15 protein-coding genes are annotated in these 16,273 nt (G+C 59.3%); 7 read left to right on the forward strand and 8 right to left on the reverse strand.

What is annotated here, in order from left to right; genetic code table 11:
* Nucleotides 1-66: 66 nt before the first annotated feature.
* Entirely contained in the window at nucleotides 67-981 is a 915-nt protein-coding gene (locus AC6I8X_RS19185; RefSeq protein WP_497840308.1) for a LysR family transcriptional regulator, read from the reverse strand.
* A 2-nt stretch (nucleotides 982-983) separates the two neighbouring features.
* The gene (locus AC6I8X_RS19190; RefSeq protein ID WP_497840309.1) at nucleotides 984-2,048 is read right to left on the reverse strand and encodes a dipeptidase; all 1,065 of its coding nucleotides are present in this window, start codon (nucleotides 2,046-2,048) and stop codon (nucleotides 984-986) included.
* Here AC6I8X_RS19190 and AC6I8X_RS19195 point away from each other — a divergent pair.
* The 7 genes from AC6I8X_RS19195 (at nucleotide 2,047) to AC6I8X_RS19225 (ending at nucleotide 8,941) form a co-directional block, all read left to right on the forward strand.
* Nucleotides 2,047-2,211, forward strand: a complete 165-nt coding sequence (locus tag AC6I8X_RS19195) for a hypothetical protein (protein WP_313685010.1) — start codon at nucleotides 2,047-2,049, stop codon at nucleotides 2,209-2,211. The genes AC6I8X_RS19190 and AC6I8X_RS19195 overlap by 2 nt on opposite strands.
* A 38-nt stretch (nucleotides 2,212-2,249) precedes the next feature.
* The gene (locus AC6I8X_RS19200; protein WP_299448363.1) at nucleotides 2,250-3,845 is read left to right on the forward strand and encodes an ABC transporter substrate-binding protein; all 1,596 of its coding nucleotides are present in this window, start codon (nucleotides 2,250-2,252) and stop codon (nucleotides 3,843-3,845) included.
* A complete protein-coding gene (locus AC6I8X_RS19205) occupies nucleotides 3,845-4,855 on the forward strand; it encodes an ABC transporter permease (RefSeq protein ID WP_313685006.1) in 1,011 nt (336 codons plus the stop codon). Before AC6I8X_RS19200 ends, AC6I8X_RS19205 begins: the two co-directional genes overlap by 1 nt.
* On the forward strand, nucleotides 4,852-5,751 hold the full coding sequence (locus tag AC6I8X_RS19210; RefSeq protein ID WP_299448368.1) for an ABC transporter permease: 900 nt from the start codon (nucleotides 4,852-4,854) through the stop codon (nucleotides 5,749-5,751). Before AC6I8X_RS19205 ends, AC6I8X_RS19210 begins: the two co-directional genes overlap by 4 nt.
* Nucleotides 5,752-6,579 (forward strand): ABC transporter ATP-binding protein, encoded by an 828-nt coding sequence (locus AC6I8X_RS19215; RefSeq protein ID WP_299448370.1) that lies wholly within the window; start codon nucleotides 5,752-5,754, stop codon nucleotides 6,577-6,579.
* Between the two features lie 113 nt (nucleotides 6,580-6,692).
* Complete coding sequence (locus AC6I8X_RS19220; protein WP_313685001.1) at nucleotides 6,693-7,433, forward strand: ABC transporter ATP-binding protein; 741 nt, start codon at nucleotides 6,693-6,695, stop codon at nucleotides 7,431-7,433.
* Nucleotides 7,430-8,941 carry a serine hydrolase domain-containing protein gene (locus tag AC6I8X_RS19225; RefSeq protein WP_497840310.1) on the forward strand — a complete coding sequence of 504 codons (1,512 nt, stop codon included), beginning with the start codon at nucleotides 7,430-7,432 and terminating at the stop codon, nucleotides 8,939-8,941. The genes AC6I8X_RS19220 and AC6I8X_RS19225 overlap by 4 nt, the downstream gene beginning before the upstream one ends.
* Nucleotides 8,942-8,998: 57 nt before the next feature.
* Here the strand turns inward: AC6I8X_RS19225 and AC6I8X_RS19230 are convergent, their stop codons facing one another.
* The 6 genes from AC6I8X_RS19230 to AC6I8X_RS19255 form a co-directional block, all read right to left on the reverse strand.
* The gene (locus AC6I8X_RS19230) at nucleotides 8,999-9,820 is read right to left on the reverse strand and encodes a M55 family metallopeptidase (RefSeq protein WP_497840311.1); all 822 of its coding nucleotides are present in this window, start codon (nucleotides 9,818-9,820) and stop codon (nucleotides 8,999-9,001) included.
* A gap of 58 nt (nucleotides 9,821-9,878) precedes the next feature.
* Nucleotides 9,879-10,925: a DmpA family aminopeptidase gene (locus AC6I8X_RS19235; RefSeq protein ID WP_497840312.1), complete on the reverse strand. Its 1,047-nt coding sequence runs from the start codon at nucleotides 10,923-10,925 to the stop codon at nucleotides 9,879-9,881.
* A 2-nt stretch (nucleotides 10,926-10,927) separates the two neighbouring features.
* Nucleotides 10,928-11,812, reverse strand: a complete 885-nt coding sequence (locus AC6I8X_RS19240) for an ABC transporter permease subunit (protein WP_313684993.1) — start codon at nucleotides 11,810-11,812, stop codon at nucleotides 10,928-10,930.
* Nucleotides 11,812-12,741, reverse strand: coding sequence for an ABC transporter permease (locus AC6I8X_RS19245; protein WP_313684991.1), 930 nt, complete (start codon nucleotides 12,739-12,741; stop codon nucleotides 11,812-11,814). The genes AC6I8X_RS19240 and AC6I8X_RS19245 overlap by 1 nt, the downstream gene beginning before the upstream one ends.
* A gap of 84 nt (nucleotides 12,742-12,825) precedes the next feature.
* The gene (locus AC6I8X_RS19250) at nucleotides 12,826-14,367 is read right to left on the reverse strand and encodes a glutathione ABC transporter substrate-binding protein (protein ID WP_497840313.1); all 1,542 of its coding nucleotides are present in this window, start codon (nucleotides 14,365-14,367) and stop codon (nucleotides 12,826-12,828) included.
* 19 nt (nucleotides 14,368-14,386) lie between these two features.
* Nucleotides 14,387-16,258, reverse strand: coding sequence for an ABC transporter ATP-binding protein (locus AC6I8X_RS19255; protein WP_497840314.1), 1,872 nt, complete (start codon nucleotides 16,256-16,258; stop codon nucleotides 14,387-14,389).
* Nucleotides 16,259-16,273: the final 15 nt, after the last annotated feature.

Consider the following 16,273-nt stretch of genomic DNA (forward strand, 5'->3'; position numbering starts at 1 on the left):
CGGTGCGATTTATCGCGCTCTTTTGGACGCAAATTCAAAGTCAAAGGCGCGCGATAAATCGCGCCGCTACGGTTTCACCGTAAAAAACCGCGACTCACACTGCCGTGCAATCTCCCACAACTTATTTCGGATCACCTGCTTCAGCTGCAAAGTCGATTGCGACTGTGGCCGATCGCGACGACTGATCAGCATCACCTCAAACGGCAACGGCTGCGCCACCGGCAGCAGCTTGAGCTGATCGGCATAGCGACAGGCGGTGAACAGATCAACCACCCCCACGCCGCCGCCCGCCAGCACCATATCGGCAATCACCGAATAGGTTTTAATCGACAGCGACACCGCCGGCGTCAGCCCTTTATCGCGCAGCGCCCGGTGCAGCACCCGACCTAGTGGGTCCTGGCTTTGCATCATCAACAGATTATTGGCACACAGCCATTCGAGCGTGACCGGTTCGTTGTGGGTGTGATCCCGTGGCAGCAACGCCACCATCGAGGATTGAAACAGCGGCTCGGCCAGTAGGTTAGCATCCACCTGCTGACCAAATACCAGCGCGAAATCGAGCTGATTTTCGAGAATACTACGGCACAGGGTGCTGAAATGTTCGGTGACCAGTTCCACGCTGACCGATGCGGCCTGCTGTCGCCAGGTCACCAGCGCCGGGGCCAGCACCATCTGACCAAACGCATGGGCGGCCCCCACGCGTACCGTCTGCCCTTCGCCACGTCGCAGCTGCTCCGTCAGTTGCGTAATCGCCTGCAACCTTTGATACAGCTCCTCCACTTCCGGCAGCAAACGCCGACCTTCCGCCGTGACGATCATCCCCTGCGCCCGCCGCTCAAACAGCGCAAAACCGAGCTGTTGCTCGGCGTGATTCAGCACCCGGCTGACATTCGGCTGCGAGACATTGAGCAGGCGCGCGGCACCGCTGATGCTGCCGCTCTGCACTATCGCCTGAAACACCTCAATATGTCGCAATCGCATGATTATTCGCCCCAGGTCGCTTCGAGCACGCGCAGCCAGTTGCCATAACAAATCTTCTCCAGCAACGCCTGCGAATAGCCACGCGCGGCCAGGGCATCCACCAATAGCGGGAAACCAGCCACATCTTTCATGTCGCCCGGCATGGTCGCACCATCGAGGTCGGAACCAAAACCGACTCCGTCCTCACCCACTTTTTCCATCAGATACTCCACGTGACGCACGATGGCATCGACCGTGGTCGGGGCATGGCGATCGCCATCTTCACGCAGGAACGGCACCGCAAAGTTAACCCCCACAAACCCCTGAGTTTCAGCAATCGCCGCCAGCTGACGATCGGTGAGGTTACGGGACTGGGCGCTTAATACATGAGCATTGGAGTGGCTCGCCACCAGCGGCGCATCGCTGATGTCGGCGGTATGCCAGAACCCTTTTTCATCCATGTGCGACAGGTCAACCATGATGCGGCGCTGATTACAGTCGCGCACCAGCTGCTTGCCCGCCGCCGTCAGGCCGTTGCCAATATCTGGTGAAGAGGGGTAACGGAACGGCACGCCATCACCAAACTGATTAGGACGGCTCCACAACGGCCCGAGGGTGCGTAAACCGCTGGCGTAGAGGATATCCAGCAGCTCGCCGTGAGTATCCAGCGCTTCCGCCCCTTCAATATGCATCACCACGGCCAGCACGTTGTTGGCCATGCACTGACGAATCTCACGCACGCTGCGACAAATCTTCACCTGCCCCTGCGACGCCTGTTCAATACGCAGCAGCAAAGCCAGCATGGAAAAGGTGGCATCGCGCGCAGTGCCAACAATTTCTTCAGGAAATTCTGAGAGGTCTGGCGCACTTCTTGCAACTAGCGGGTGTGATGGCACCCAGGTGGCAAAAATCCCACCTACCATATTTCCCTGGCGGATGCGGGGAAAGTCCATCTGCCCCGATTCGGTGCCATTCAGAAAAGCATTTACCGCATCAGGCTGATGGTGCTGCCACAGTTTGTTCAGGACATCGTTATGACCATCAAAAACCGGGATGGAAAGCCGGTTGGCGTTACGCAAGTCAGACATGTTGTATCCGTTTCATGTGCAGGAGAAAGCACAAGCGCTGCCAGCTGGCGGAGCAAAACGCACCAAAATGAGGCAAGCGCCTGAGCGTGAAACAAAAGGCTTAATGCCTGTTATTAATCCCCCTGCACCGCAGGAATGTCAAGACAAAAAACAGCAAAAATAAAATATTTTATTTTAATAATCAATAAGTTGGGAGTTTACATGGTTACCAGAAGACGTTTTCTTGCAGGATGCACCGCCGTACCGTTCCTTTCGTATCTCAGCCTTAATTCTGCCTTCGGTGCCACCCCGCCCAGCATGCTGGTGATGGCGATGCAGCTGGACAACATCACCAGCCTCGATCCGCACGAAAGTTTTGAAGCTATCGGCGGCCAGATCTGCGGCAACCTTTACCAGAAGCTGGTGATGCCCGATCCGCAGCAGGCCGACAAAGTGATTGGCGCACTGGCCAAAAGCTGGGATGCCAGCAGCGACAATAGCGTCTACACCTTCCATCTCGATCCAGCGGCAAAATTTGCCGATGGCTCACCGGTGACCGCCGAAGATGTGGCTTTCTCCATCGAACGTATCGTAAAACTGGATAAAAGCCCGGCATTTATTATCAACCAGTTTGGCTTCACCAAAGACAACGTCACCCAGCTGGTGACGGCGAAAGATACCCACACGGTGGAGATGAAACTGGGCGCACCGGCCGCCGAGACGTTCCTGTTGTATTGCCTGTCAGCCACTGTCGGCAGCATCGTGTCGAAGAAAGCCTGTCTGGCGAACCAGCAAAACAACGATTTCGGCAACGGCTGGCTGAAACAGCACAGCGCCGGTTCCGGTGCCTTTACCCTGCGCACCTGGAACGCCAGCGAAACGGTGATTCTGGAACTCAGCCCGCAGTTTAGCGGCGAGAGCAAAATCAAACGTGTGATCCTGAAACACATCGCCGACCCGGCAGCCCAGGCGCTGATGGTGCAAAAAGGTGACGTGGATGTGGCCTATGACCTGACCACCGAACAATTGTTGCAGGTGAAAGACGACCCGAAACTGTCGCTGGTGAATCAGTCGCTCTCCGCCATTATGCTGATGTCGTGCAACACCAATAACCCGTACCTGAAAAAACCGCAGGTATGGCAGGCACTGAAATGGGCGCTGGATTATGACAGCATCCAGAAAAACATTCTGTCGATGAGTTTTACCACTCACCAAAGTTTCCTGCCGAGCGGCTTCCCGGCAGCGCTGGACGATACGCCGTTCCACAAAGATCTCAGCAAAGCCAAAGCGCTACTGGCGGAAGCGGGTTATCCGGATGGCTTCGAAATCACCCTTGATCACTACTCGATGCAGCCGTACCCGGATATCGCGCAGGCGATTCAGACTCAGCTGGGCGCGATTGGCATCAAGGTGTCACTGATTGCCGCCGAAAACCGTCAGGTGCTGACCAAAATGCGCGCCCGTCAGCATCAGCTGGCCCTTACCGTGTGGGGTGCGGATTATTTCGATCCTAACTCCAACACCGAAGCCTTCTGCGTCAACACCGACAACAGCGACAACGCGCGCAACCGTACGTTGGCCTGGCGTTGCAGCTGGTCTGACGATGAGTTCAACAAGCTGACCGAGCAGGCACTGCACGAACCGGATGCGGCCAAACGTATCGCCCTGTATCACCAGATTCAGCAACTGGGGCGCGAGAAGAGTCCGTTTATCTACATGATGCAGAGAACACGCAACACGGTCTGTGGCAAAAATATCAGTGATGTCCACATGACGGTACTGGAGCAGTGGCCGTATGAGCAGGTGAAAAAAGCCTGATGCCGTTACTGAAGAAAATCGTCAGCACCCTGAGCAGCCTGGTGCTGACGCTGTTTGGCCTGTCGGTTTTGACCTTTTTCATTGGCCGCGTGATGCCCACCGATCCGGTGCTGGCAGCGGTCGGTGATAACGCGCCCCAGTCGGTGGTGGAGCGCGTGCGTGCGGAGATGGGGCTGGATCAGCCCCTTTACATCCAATTTGGTCATTACCTCAATCAGCTGTTACATGGCGATCTCGGCAAATCGATTCTGACCTCCAACCCGGTCACCACCGATATCGCCCGTTTCTTCCCTGCCACCATGGAGCTGGCGACTGCCGCGATTATTATCGCCGCGCTGGCAGGCATCCCGCTTGGCGTGTGGGCGGCGGTACGCCAGAACACCTGGGTGGATCAAACCATCCGTGTGATTTGCCTCGCCGGTCATTCGCTGCCGGTGTTCGTGCTGGCGCTCCTGAGCCTGCTGGTGTTCTACGCAGTGCTGGGTATTGCGCCGGGGCCGGGGCGGCAGGACATCATCTGGCAGGATATGGTGCCGCAGGTCACCGGCTTTCTCACCATCGATTCCCTGCTGGCGGGAGAATATGACGCCTTCCGCGATGCGCTGGCACACATGGTGCAACCGGTGTTAATCCTCGCTTATTTCAGCATGGCTTACATCACGCGTATGACACGAACCTTTATGCTCAACGCTCTGAGCGGCGAGTTTGTCATCACCGCGCGCGCCAAAGGTCTGTCTTCACGCCGCGTGATTTGGCGACATGCGTTTCCCACCGTGGCGGTGCAGCTGGTGACGGTGCTGGCGTTGACCTACGCCGGACTGCTGGAAGGCGCGGTGGTAACGGAAAACGTCTTTGCCTGGCCGGGCCTTGGGCAGTATCTCACCACCTCGCTGATGAACGCCGATATGAACCCGGTGGTCGGCTCGACCCTGCTGGTGGGCACCGTGTATGTGCTGCTCAACCAGCTGGCTGACATTCTCTATCGACTTTGGGACCCGCGCGTAAAATGATCTTTTTCTCTCGTGACTGGTTGCTTGATGACACCCCCGCCAACCGCCGTCAGGCGGTGTGGGGCCGTCGTTATCGCCTGTGGCTTAGCCTGCGCAGCAACACGCTGGCGATGGCGGGTCTGCTGGTGATTTTACTGATGCTGCTGCTGGCGCTGTTTGCTCCGCTGCTGACGCCATTCGATCCCGGCACCCAGCATCTCGATAATCGTCTGGCCCTGCCATCGCTGACGCACTGGCTCGGTACCGATGAGCTCGGACGCGATGTCTGGACGCGCATTATCTATGGCGGGCGCACCACGCTTGGCATGGTGATCGCCGTGGTGTTGCTGACGGCCCCGCTGGGGCTGCTGATTGGCTGTATCGCCGGGTATGCCGGAGGGATTGTCGATAAGGCGCTGATGCGTCTGACCGACATCTTCCTCGCCTTCCCGCGTCTGATTCTGGCGCTGGCGTTTGTTGCCGCCCTGAAGCCCGGTGTGGAGAGCGCGGTGCTGGCGATCGCCCTCACCGCCTGGCCGCCGTATGCGCGTCTGGCGCGTGCCGAGACCCTGCAATTCCGCCACAGCGATTTTATCGCCGCCAGCCGCCTGACCGGTGCATCACCGCTGCGCATTATCCTGCGTCATATCATGCCGCTGTGCGTGCCCAGCCTGATTGTGCGTGTCACCCTCGACATGAGCGCCATCATCATCACCGCCGCCAGCCTTGGCTTTCTCGGCATGGGAGCGCAGCCGCCCTCGCCGGAATGGGGCACGATGATCGCCACCGCCCGCCGTTTTTTGTTCAGCCAATGGTGGGTGCCGCTAATGCCGTGCATCGCGATTTTCCTGACGTCGCTGGCGTTTAACTTTCTTGGCGACGGTCTGCGCGACGTGCTGGACCCGAAGGAGCGCTAAATGCTGGTGGAAATTGACAACCTGCGCATTGCCTTTCGCAATCGTACAGAAACCTTTGAAGCGGTACGGGGCGTCAGCTTTAGCGTGGGACGCGAGAAATTTGCCATCGTCGGCGAAAGCGGTTCCGGCAAATCCCTGACAGCGCGCAGCCTGATGCAGCTGCTGCCGGGCAATGCTGAGGTGACGGCGGATGTGCTGCGCTTTGACGGCATCGACCTGCGCGGTGCCAGCGAGAAAGTGCTGCGGCAAATTCGCGGCAAGCGCGTCGGTTTTATTTTGCAGGACCCGAAATATTCGCTCAATCCGGTGATGACCATCGGCCAGCAGATTGCCGAAGCCTGGCGTGAGCATAAAGGCGGCAGCAAAAAAGCGGCGATGCAGGCGGCGATTGGCTTGCTGGAACAGGTGAAAATCCGCGATCCCGCCCTGGTGGCGAAGCGCTACCCGCACGAGGTATCCGGCGGCATGGGCCAGCGCGTGATGATTGCCATGATGCTGGCACCAGACCCGGAATTGCTGATCGCCGATGAACCCACCAGCGCGCTGGATGCCACGGTACAGGCGGAGATCCTGCGGCTGATTGACGATCTGGTTTCAGCGCGCGGCATGGGGTTGATCCTGATCAGCCACGATCTGCCGCTGGTGTCGCATTTCTGCGATCGCGTGGCGGTGATGTACGCCGGACGTATCGTCGAGCTACTGGATGCCGGACAGCTGCAACAGGCGCAGCACCCGTACACCCGCGGATTGCTGGCCTGTCTGCCGTCGCTGCGTCATCCGCGTGAGCGGTTGCCGGTGTTGCAGCGCGACGCGGCGTGGCGGGATTAATAATTTATCCGGGCATTGCGCGATGAATCGCGCCGCTACGGAGCAGGTGCGATTTGTAGCGGCGCGATTTATCGCGCGTTTTGCATCGGTTGATCAGAGAAACGAGTAATTTCATGATTCAAATCGATAATCTGCGCATCGCTTTTGGTGCGCATACCGTGGTGAAAGACGTCAGCTTTGCCGTTGGCAATGGCGAGAGTTTCGGTCTGGTCGGCGAAAGCGGTTCCGGCAAATCCACCATTTTGCGGGCGCTGGCTGGACTGAATGAAGACTGGCAGGGCAGCATGACCTTCGGTGGTCAGGCGCTGAGCGCCAAACGCAGCCGTGCTTTTTTTCGCCAGGTACAAATGGTGTTTCAGGACCCGTTCGGTTCGCTGCATCCGCGCCAGACCATTGACCGTATCCTGCACGAGCCATTGCTGGTCCATCAGATTGATCGCGCCGAACAACGTATCAGCCAGGCGCTGAGCGAAGTGGGCCTGCCTGCGGCAGTACGTTTTCGTTATCCCCACCAGCTCTCTGGTGGGCAGCGCCAGCGTGTGGCGATTGCCCGTGCACTGATTGCCGAACCGGAAGTGCTGCTGCTGGATGAACCGACCTCAGCGCTGGATGTGTCAGTGCAGGCGGAAATCCTTAATTTACTTAGCGATCTTCGCAGCGTGCGCAAACTGACCTACATTATGGTGACACACAACCTCGCGGTAGTGACGCACCTGTGTCAGCGTATTGGCGTGATGCAGCATGGCGAGATGGTGGAGCAGCTGAGCGCGGATGACCTGCGCGCCCGGCGTATCCAGCATCCGCACACCGCACAACTTTTTGATCTCAGCATGACGCTGGAGGAACCGGCATGACAGTCCACTGGCAACAGGCCGCAGACGTTGCAAACTCGATCGTGCAAAGCTGGCAACAACCCGGTGCGCCGGGCGGTGCCATCGTACTGTTCGATGCCCACCATATTCACTCCGCGCATTGCGCCGGGCTGGCGGATCTGGCCCAGCAAACGCCGTTCAGCATTGATAGCGTGGTGCGCTTTGCTTCCATCACCAAACATCTGTTTGCGACCATGGTTACCGGGCCGGGCCGACGTTACCTGCAACTGGATGACCGGCTCGACCAGCATCTGCCACAGCTGACCGGTGCCAATGGTGCCGTCACCGTCGGCCAGGCGCTGGATATGAGTAGCGGGCTGCCGGATGTGCGCGAAACCCTGTCGCTGCTGGGATTGTCGGTGTACAACGCCACCACCGCCGCCGATTTGCTCGATTTTCTGGCGCGTGAGGGCGATCTCAGTTACCCGCCGGGCAGCGAGATTTCTTACACCAACACCGGTTACCGGCTGGTGGAAGAAGCGCTGAAAGCCAAAGGGGTGCTGTTCAACGATCTGCTGCAACAATACGTTTGTGAGCCGCTGGATATCAATCTGACTGCGCCTGAAAGCTGGTTCGATATCGTGCCCGGCCTGGTACCGGGTTACTGGAACAATGGCGAGCAATGGCAGCTGTCCAGTGCTGGCTTGCATCTGTCGGCTTCCGGCAGCGTCACCGGCAGTCTGCGCCATCTGACGCGCTGGCTGCAAAGCCTGCTGGCGGATAGTGGGCCGGGCGCAGGGGTACTGCAACGGTTGAGCGCACCACGCAATCTGAACGATGGGCGTACCAGCGGCTACGGCCTCGGCCTGACCAGTTCCACCCTCGGCAGCCAGACTCTGTTTGGACACGGCGGTTCTCACGCCGGTTATAAAAGTTACTTCCTGCTGCACCCGGAGCTGAAAATAGGTGTGGCACTGGTAGCCAACCGCGAAGATGTCACCACCTCCGAAAGTGCGCTGCGCATTCTGGCGGCGGCGCTGGGCCGGCCATTGCCGGAGAAGGGACACGATTTGACCCCCGGTTTATATGTAGCACCGGATGCCGCCGACTGGCTGGAAATCAAAGGCGTCACTGCCACCTGGCTGGGCGCGGGTGAAACCCTGTGGCGCGATGAACGTCATGGTGATGCGGTGTCGCTTTCCAGCACCTTTCCGATGCAGTTACGTCATGAAGGTAAGGCGATTGTCGGCGAAATCGGCCATGCGGCGCGCCGCTTTGAGCCGGTTCAGCCGGACCGTGCCAGCCTGGATAACTTACAGGGGCGCTGGTTTGCCGCACCGTGGCGCAGCGAAATGGTGATTGAGGGCGAGACACTAACCATGGGGATTGGCCCGGCGGCGATTCGCGCCACGCTGCAATCGCTGGGCGGCGACCGGGTACTGGCCACCGCGATGGATGGCCCGTGGGAAAAACGTTTTGTCCTCGCGCAATCGGGGGATCGCGTGCGGCTGCTGTTAAATCGCAGCCGCGTGGTGTGCTTTACGCGCTAAAACCCGCGCGATAAATCGCGCCGCTACAAACCGCATCTGCCCGTGTAGCGGCGCAATTTAATTTTGCGTACTCGCCAGATAAGAGAAGGCGCTCAGCAGGCTAATCAGCGTGCCCATCTGCTCGGCACGATAGCCCACCGTTACTGCATCAATCCGCGTGACACCGGGGATCAGGCTAAACAGATCGGCCAGCACCGGTTTGCTGGCCTGGAGTCGCATCTCATACGGGGCACTCAGACGCGTGGTTTCGACCTGACGCGCGCGTTGTACCGCCGCCGTCGCCGCAGCACGAATGGCGTTTTGTGCCGCCTGCGGACTGATCGACTCCGCGCAGGTATGAGAGATGGCGCGTTTGACGCAAACGTAATCGACCGACGGATAATGCTCCGCCATCCAGCCCTGTAGTTGATCGTCACCGCTCACCAGCCACAGCGGCGTGCCCTGCTCAGCCGCCGCAGCAGCATAGATATCGCTTTCGCCCATCACTTTGCCGTTGATATGGATGCGCCAGAAGGCGCGGCCATTGATGGTATGTGCCAGCACGCCCGGCTCCCCCGCCGCACTGTGATAACCAATAAAAAACAGGCCGTCGAACGGTTGTTGTTCCAGCCCTTCCACCATCGACAAACCGCGAGGTTTGCCCTGCACCAGTCGGGCGCGGGGATCGATGTTTTCCGCGCGCAGATTGGTCATCTGTGCGTGACTATCGGCGACCACGACTTCTGTTGCGCCACCAGCAAAAGCGCCATCGATAGCCGCGTTAACTTCCTGTTCCATCAAGCCACGCGCCAGCTGGTGCTCCGCATGGCCCGGTGAACATTGTTCCGGGCGCATCACGCCCGCGATACCTTCGATGTCGGCAGAGATAAAGATTTTCATAGAATGATGTTTGTTCCGTTAAGGCGATAAAAACAAAACCGCGCGATAAATCGCGCCGCTACCGGTGCGCTAATTTATCCAACACATCCGTCAACGCCGGGCGGTGATGGCCGCGAAAGCCGGTCACCGCTTCGGCACTGAGTAATGCATCCAACACCGCGTGTTCAGTAGCATCGGCAGCAGCGGCCAGCAGCGGTTCAAGCGCGGCATCCTCCGGCGGTTGTGGCTGGGCATGGGTAGAGAAGGCCAGCGCGATATCGCCCGAACCGTGCCCCCAGTAACTGCCGAGCCGCCCGAGGCCCGCCCCGGCGCGTTTTGCCACGCGCTTCAGTTGACGTGCATCCAGCGGCGCATCGGTCGCCATAATGATGATGATGGAGCCGGCATCGCGCTGTGGCGTCAGTTCCGGCAGCAACGGGGCGATCATCTCGCCGAGGCGTACGCCATCCAGCGTTAACGCCGTCAGTGCACCAAAGTTTGCCAGCACCAGCACCCCCAGCGTGGCATCCAGTGCCGGGATCAGACGCGAGGCGCTGCCGATGCCGCCTTTCAGGCTGAAGCAGCTCATACCACGTCCGGCACCCACGCTGCCACGGGCGAAATCGGCCTGCGCCTGGTGCAGGGCTTGCTGCGCCAGTGCTTCGGTCACCGCCAGCGCCTGGATGTCGTTCAGCCAGCCGTCGTTGCACTCCAGCGCCAACGGATTGACCGTCGGCAGGCTGCGGCCCAGCTCCGGGTTGCGGCTGATGGCATCGCGTACCAGGGTGGTAAACAGCGTGCCAACCGCCAGTGTGTTGCTGAGCAGGATCGGTGTCTGCAACACGCCCAGCTCCTCCACCTGTACCAGGCCAACCGGTTTGGCAAAACCATTAAACACCGCCGCCGCGCAGGGCAACGGTTGCTGAAACAGGTTGTCACCCGGCGGCACAATCGCGGTGACGCCGGTCTGGATCTCACCCTCCGCCAGCGTGGCATGCCCGACGCGCACGCCGGGCACATCGCTGATCAGGTTGGTCGGCCCACAGGCGCTGCGCGGCTGACCGAGCTGACGCGTTTCGCGCCAGCGTTGCAGCAGCAGGTCGCGCTGCATCTGTTGAAAATCCATGCTTAGCTCTTCAGTTTGGGATCCAGCGTATCGCGCAGGGCATCACCCAGCAGGTTAAACGCCAGCACCGTGATAAAAATCGCCAGGCCGGGGAAGACGCTGACGTGCCACATGCCCGCCATCATCATATTGCGGCTCATCGCGAGGATGTTGCCCCACTCCGGGACGTCCGGCTCCGGGCCAAGACCGATAAAACTCAGTCCGGCTGCGGTGAGGATACTGGTGCCGATGCGCATGGTGAAGTAGACAATCACGTTCGACAGCGTACCCGGCAGGATATGGCGCAGCAGGATCACCCGGTCTGGCGCACCCGCGCAGCGCACTGCTTCCACATAGGCAGCCTGCTTCAGCGATAACGTTGAGGCACGCACGATGCGGGCGAAAACCGGTACGCTGAATACCGCCACCGCGATGATCACGTTATTCAAACCTGGGCCGAGAATCGCCACCACCGCAATCGCCAGCAGCATGCCGGGGAAGGCGAACAGCACATCGGAACCACGCATAATCAGCATGTCGATCCAGCGGCCATAGTAGCCCGCCAACAAGCCAAGCAGCACACCCACCACCATGCCAAGCGTGACCGACACAACGCCGACATACAGCGAGATACGCGCGCCGTAAATAATACGGCTGAACAGGTCACGACCCAGATCGTCAGTGCCCATCCAGTGCGCGGCAGACGGGGGCGACGACAGCGCCATCCAGTCCGGTGCCATCGGGTCCCACGGGGCCAGCCACGGGGCGAAAATCGCCACCAGCACCAGCAGCAGCACAAAACTGCCCGACACCAGCGCCAGTGGATTGCGTACAAAGGCGTGGAGAAAATCGCGCCACGGCGAACGGATCGCCTCCTGCGTGTTGGCAGGCAAAGATTGCAGACTCATCACGACTCCTGTCGCAGGCGAATTGCCGGGTTCACCACTGCGTACAGCAGGTCTACCAGCAGGTTAATCACAATAAATTCAAACACGAACAGCATCACCAGCGCCTGGATCACCGGTTGGTCCTGTGCTTTGATCGATTCGATCAACAGCCAGCCTAACCCCGGCCAGTTGAACACGCTTTCCACCACGATCGATCCACCCAGCAGAAAACCAAACTGCAAACCGAGCATGGTGATCACCGGGATCAGCGCATTGCGCATCACATGTTTCCAGGTGACGAGGCGATTACGCAGCCCCTTCGCTTTGGCGGTGCGCACATAATCTTCCTGCGCCACTTCAAGAAAGGCCGAGCGGGTAAAACGGGCCATCACCGCCGCCACCGAGGAACCGAGCGTGATAGCAGGCAGGATGATATCGGTGGGCTTATTAAAGCCGCTGACCGAGAACAAACCAAACGGCATGGCGACGAACTGGATCAACAGCAGACCCAGCCAGAAGGTCGGCATCGAGATGCCACCCACCGCGACGCTCATCAGCGTCCAGTCCTGCCATTTGCCGCGTTTCAGTGCCGCCAGCACACCGAGAAACAGGCCAAGAATCACCGACCAGGCAAAGCCCGCCAGCGCCAGCCACATGGTCGGCATAAAGCCTTTTTTGATCACGTCCAGCACCGGTTGCTGCGTGCGATAGGTCACGCCAAGATCGCCACGGAATAGGCCACCGAGCCAGTGCAGATATTGTTGCGGCAGCGGATCGTTAAGACCGAGGTGCTGACGCGCCGCTTCCACCGCCGCCAGCGGTGCATCCGGCCCGGCGTAGATGCGTGCCGGATCGCCCGGAAGCAGTTTGATGAAGCCGAATACCAGCAGCGAGACCACCAGCAGTACCGGGATCATCTCCAGCAGACGACGAATAATGTATGCGAACATGCGACTCCTTCAGGTGTAGCGGCGCGATTTATCGCGCATCTTTTTAAAAAACCGCGCGATAACTCGCGCCGCTACGGTTAGTGCTTACTTAAATGCAGCCTGGGTATACAGGAAGTTGCCATCCGCCAGCATAGAAACGCCGGTCAGGTTGCTGCGCTTGCCGACCAGGTTATCCGGCGTACCGAGGAAGGCGACAGGCGCCTCTTTCCACAGCAGTTTCTGCGCTTCGGCATAGGCCACACCGCGTTTTGCCGGGTCAGCCGTTGCCAGGCCACCGGCAATCGCTTTATCCACCGCCGGGTTGCTGTAGTAGGACACGTTGTACGAGGTCGGCACCCAGGACTCAGTGGCGTACAGCGGACGCAGCGCCCAGTCAGCATCGCCGGTTGAGGTTGACCAGCCACCGTAGTAGAGGTCGAACTCGGCCTGCTTCGGATCCTTCACGCCCCACAATTTGGCGTTACGCGTGCCGGAGTCCATCGGAGTGACGGTAACGCGGATGCCCACTGTCGCCAGCTGTGCTTTCAGGAACTGCGCCGCACGCACGCTGGCAGTGGCATTGGTGGTCCACAGCTTCAGGTCCAGACCGTTCGGATAACCTGCTGCTTTCAGCAGCGCTTTGGCTTCATCCGGTGCATAGCGGTAGTTCGGGTCGCTTTGCTTTTGATAGAACTGCACCCCTTCCGGGATGGCTGAGGTAGCCGGTTTGCCCATCCCGGCGAACGCCACTTTCAGCCATAAGTTGCGATCGATGGCATAGTTGATCGCCTGACGCACGCGCAGATCCGCCAGCGGCTTATGCTGGGTGTTGATCGCCATGTAGTAGAGATAAATGCTCGGATCGCGCTGGATCGCCAGCTTGCTGTCATTCTGTACGGTGCTGATCAGATCGGACGGCAGTGGCCAGATCGCATCCACCTGGCCCGACTTGAGCGCTGCGACGCGAGTCGCATCTTCCGGGCTGGGCGAGAAGGTGACGTTATCCACTTTCGGCCAGCCTTTCTGCCAGTAACCATCGTATTTGGTCAGGGTAACGGCTTTACCTGGCTGCCAGTCAACAAACTTAAACGGACCGGTGCCCACCGGGTGCAGACGCAGCTGCGCCTCTTCCGGGTACTGTTTCAGAATCGCCGGGCTCCACATCACTGCCGACGGGTGTGCCAGGGTGTTGATAAAGGCACCAAAGGATTGGTTCAGCTCAACTTTGACCTGATCCGGTGCCAGCACCGTGACTTTCTCGATCATCTTGTACAGGCTGTTGCGCTTCAGACCTTTGGTCTGATCGGCCAGGCGCTCAAGGTTGGCTTTCACCGCTTCCGCATCGAACGGCGTACCGTCCTGGAAGGTGACACCTTTACGCAGCGTCAGGGTGAATTCGGTGGCGCTGTCGTTGCTGGTGTAGCTGGTGGCCAGCCAGGGTTGCAGCTTCATCTGCGCATCAAACTGGAACAGGCGTTCAAAGATACCGCTCTGCACTGAATAGCTGACGTTGTCAGAGGTGTCGTGCGGGTCGAGACCGGTGATATCGGCATACATCGAAATATGCAGATCCTGCGCCTGTGCGGCAGCCGCCAGGGAGAGGGTAAGTCCGAGTGCGAGCGAGGTGCGACGGAAAAACGTGTGCATAAAATCTCCTGGTATTGGGTTAGCGCGAAACAATGCCGTCAGCGACCCAGTGCTGCGGCGCAACCTGGCGATAACGGGGTTTAATGACCGTTTCTCCCACCTTGCGTAACGGCGAAGGAATCTCGCTGTCGTCGAAGGTGCGTAGTGGACGGTTCTGTGGGTCAGCCACTGGCACCGAGGCCAGCAACCGTTGGGTATAGGGATGCTGCGGGTCATTGAATACCGACTGACGTGGTCCCAGCTCGACAATTTGTCCGAGGTACATCACCGCCACGCGGTTGGCGATACGCTCGACCACTGCCATATCGTGCGAAATAAAAATCCACGACACGCCGGTTTGCTGTTGCAGATCCATCATCAGGTTTACCACCTGCGCCTGAATCGACACATCCAGCGCCGATACCGCTTCGTCGGCGATAATCACCTTCGGTTTCAGCGCCATCGCACGGGCAATGGCGATGCGCTGACGCTGGCCGCCGGAAAATTCATGCGGATAACGGCGCGCATGTTCCGGCAACAGGCCAACGCTTTTCAGCAGTTCTTCCACCTGCGGCGTCGCTTCCTCCAGCGACGTCACCACCCCATGCAGCAGCAATGGCTCGGCAATGGTAAAGCCCACGGTCAGACGCGGGTTGAGCGAGGCGTAGGGGTCCTGAAACACCATCTGGATTTCACGGCGCAGCGGCTGGAACTGCGCTTCTTTCAGGTTGGCGATTTCATTGCCCTGAAAATGGATGCTGTCGGCGTCGCTGTGAATTAAACGCATCAGCGCCCGGCCGGTGGTGGACTTGCCACAGCCGCTCTCGCCGACAATCGCCAGGGTTTCTCCCGGCCACAGGGTAAAATCGATCTGCTCCACCGCGTGTACCTGATGGGTCAGTGCCGAAAAAATGCCGCTGCGAATCGGGTAATAGACTTTCAGGCCGCGTACATCGAGCAGCGGTTTATCGTCGTAACGCGCGGTGCGCTGTTCAGCGTTATTGGTCGGTTGCGCGCCGAGCAGCGGAAAACGCTGCGGCCACGCGTGTTCACGCATATCACCGAGTTTTGGCACCGCAGCCAGCAAGGCTTTGGTGTAAGGATGCTGCGGCGCGTTAAAGATTTCCGCCACCGTTCCCTGTTCCACCACGTCGCCGCGATACATCACCACGACGCGATCGGCCACTTCCGCCACCACCCCCATGTCGTGGGTGATAAACAGCACCGCCATTTCTTTGGCACGTTGCAGGTCGCGCAGGATGTGCAGAATGCGTGCCTGCACCGTGACATCAAGCGCAGTGGTGGGTTCATCAGCGATCAGCAACTGCGGATCGCAGGCCAGTGCCTGAGCAATCATCACGCGCTGTCGCATCCCACCTGACAGCGAGTGCGGGTAGCTTTTCATCACGCGATCGACATCGGCAATGCGTACCTGGCGCAGCAGTTCACGGGCGCGCGCGTCTGCCTCGGCTTTGCCGCAAATCTGCTGATCACGCAGCGCTTCGGTCAGCTGGTCGCCGACGCGTAACACCGGGTTCAGCGAGGTCATCGGCTCCTGAAAAATCATCGACATCTCACGGCCACGCAACGCGCGACGCTGGTTTTCGTTGAGTTTTTCCAGCTGATGCAACTGACCTTTGCGGTCACGAAACTGGATGGAGCCGCGATCAATACGGCCCGAGGCCGCCAGCAGCCCCATTACCGCCAGCGAGGTCACCGATTTGCCCGATCCGCTTTCGCCAACCACCGCCACGATTTCCCCTTTGTGTATCGCAAAATTGATGCCTTTCAGCGCCTGGCTGACGCCGCTACGGCCACGAAAGCTGACGCTGAGATCCTGAATAGCGAGGACCGCCGCCGTCGCGGAACCGGCAACGCTGGCGGCGTTGTGAATAAGTGAAGTGTCCGTCATCGTTGCTCCGCGTGC

Source organism: Pantoea sp. X-Soil-TKNS-1280, from assembly GCF_059730475.1.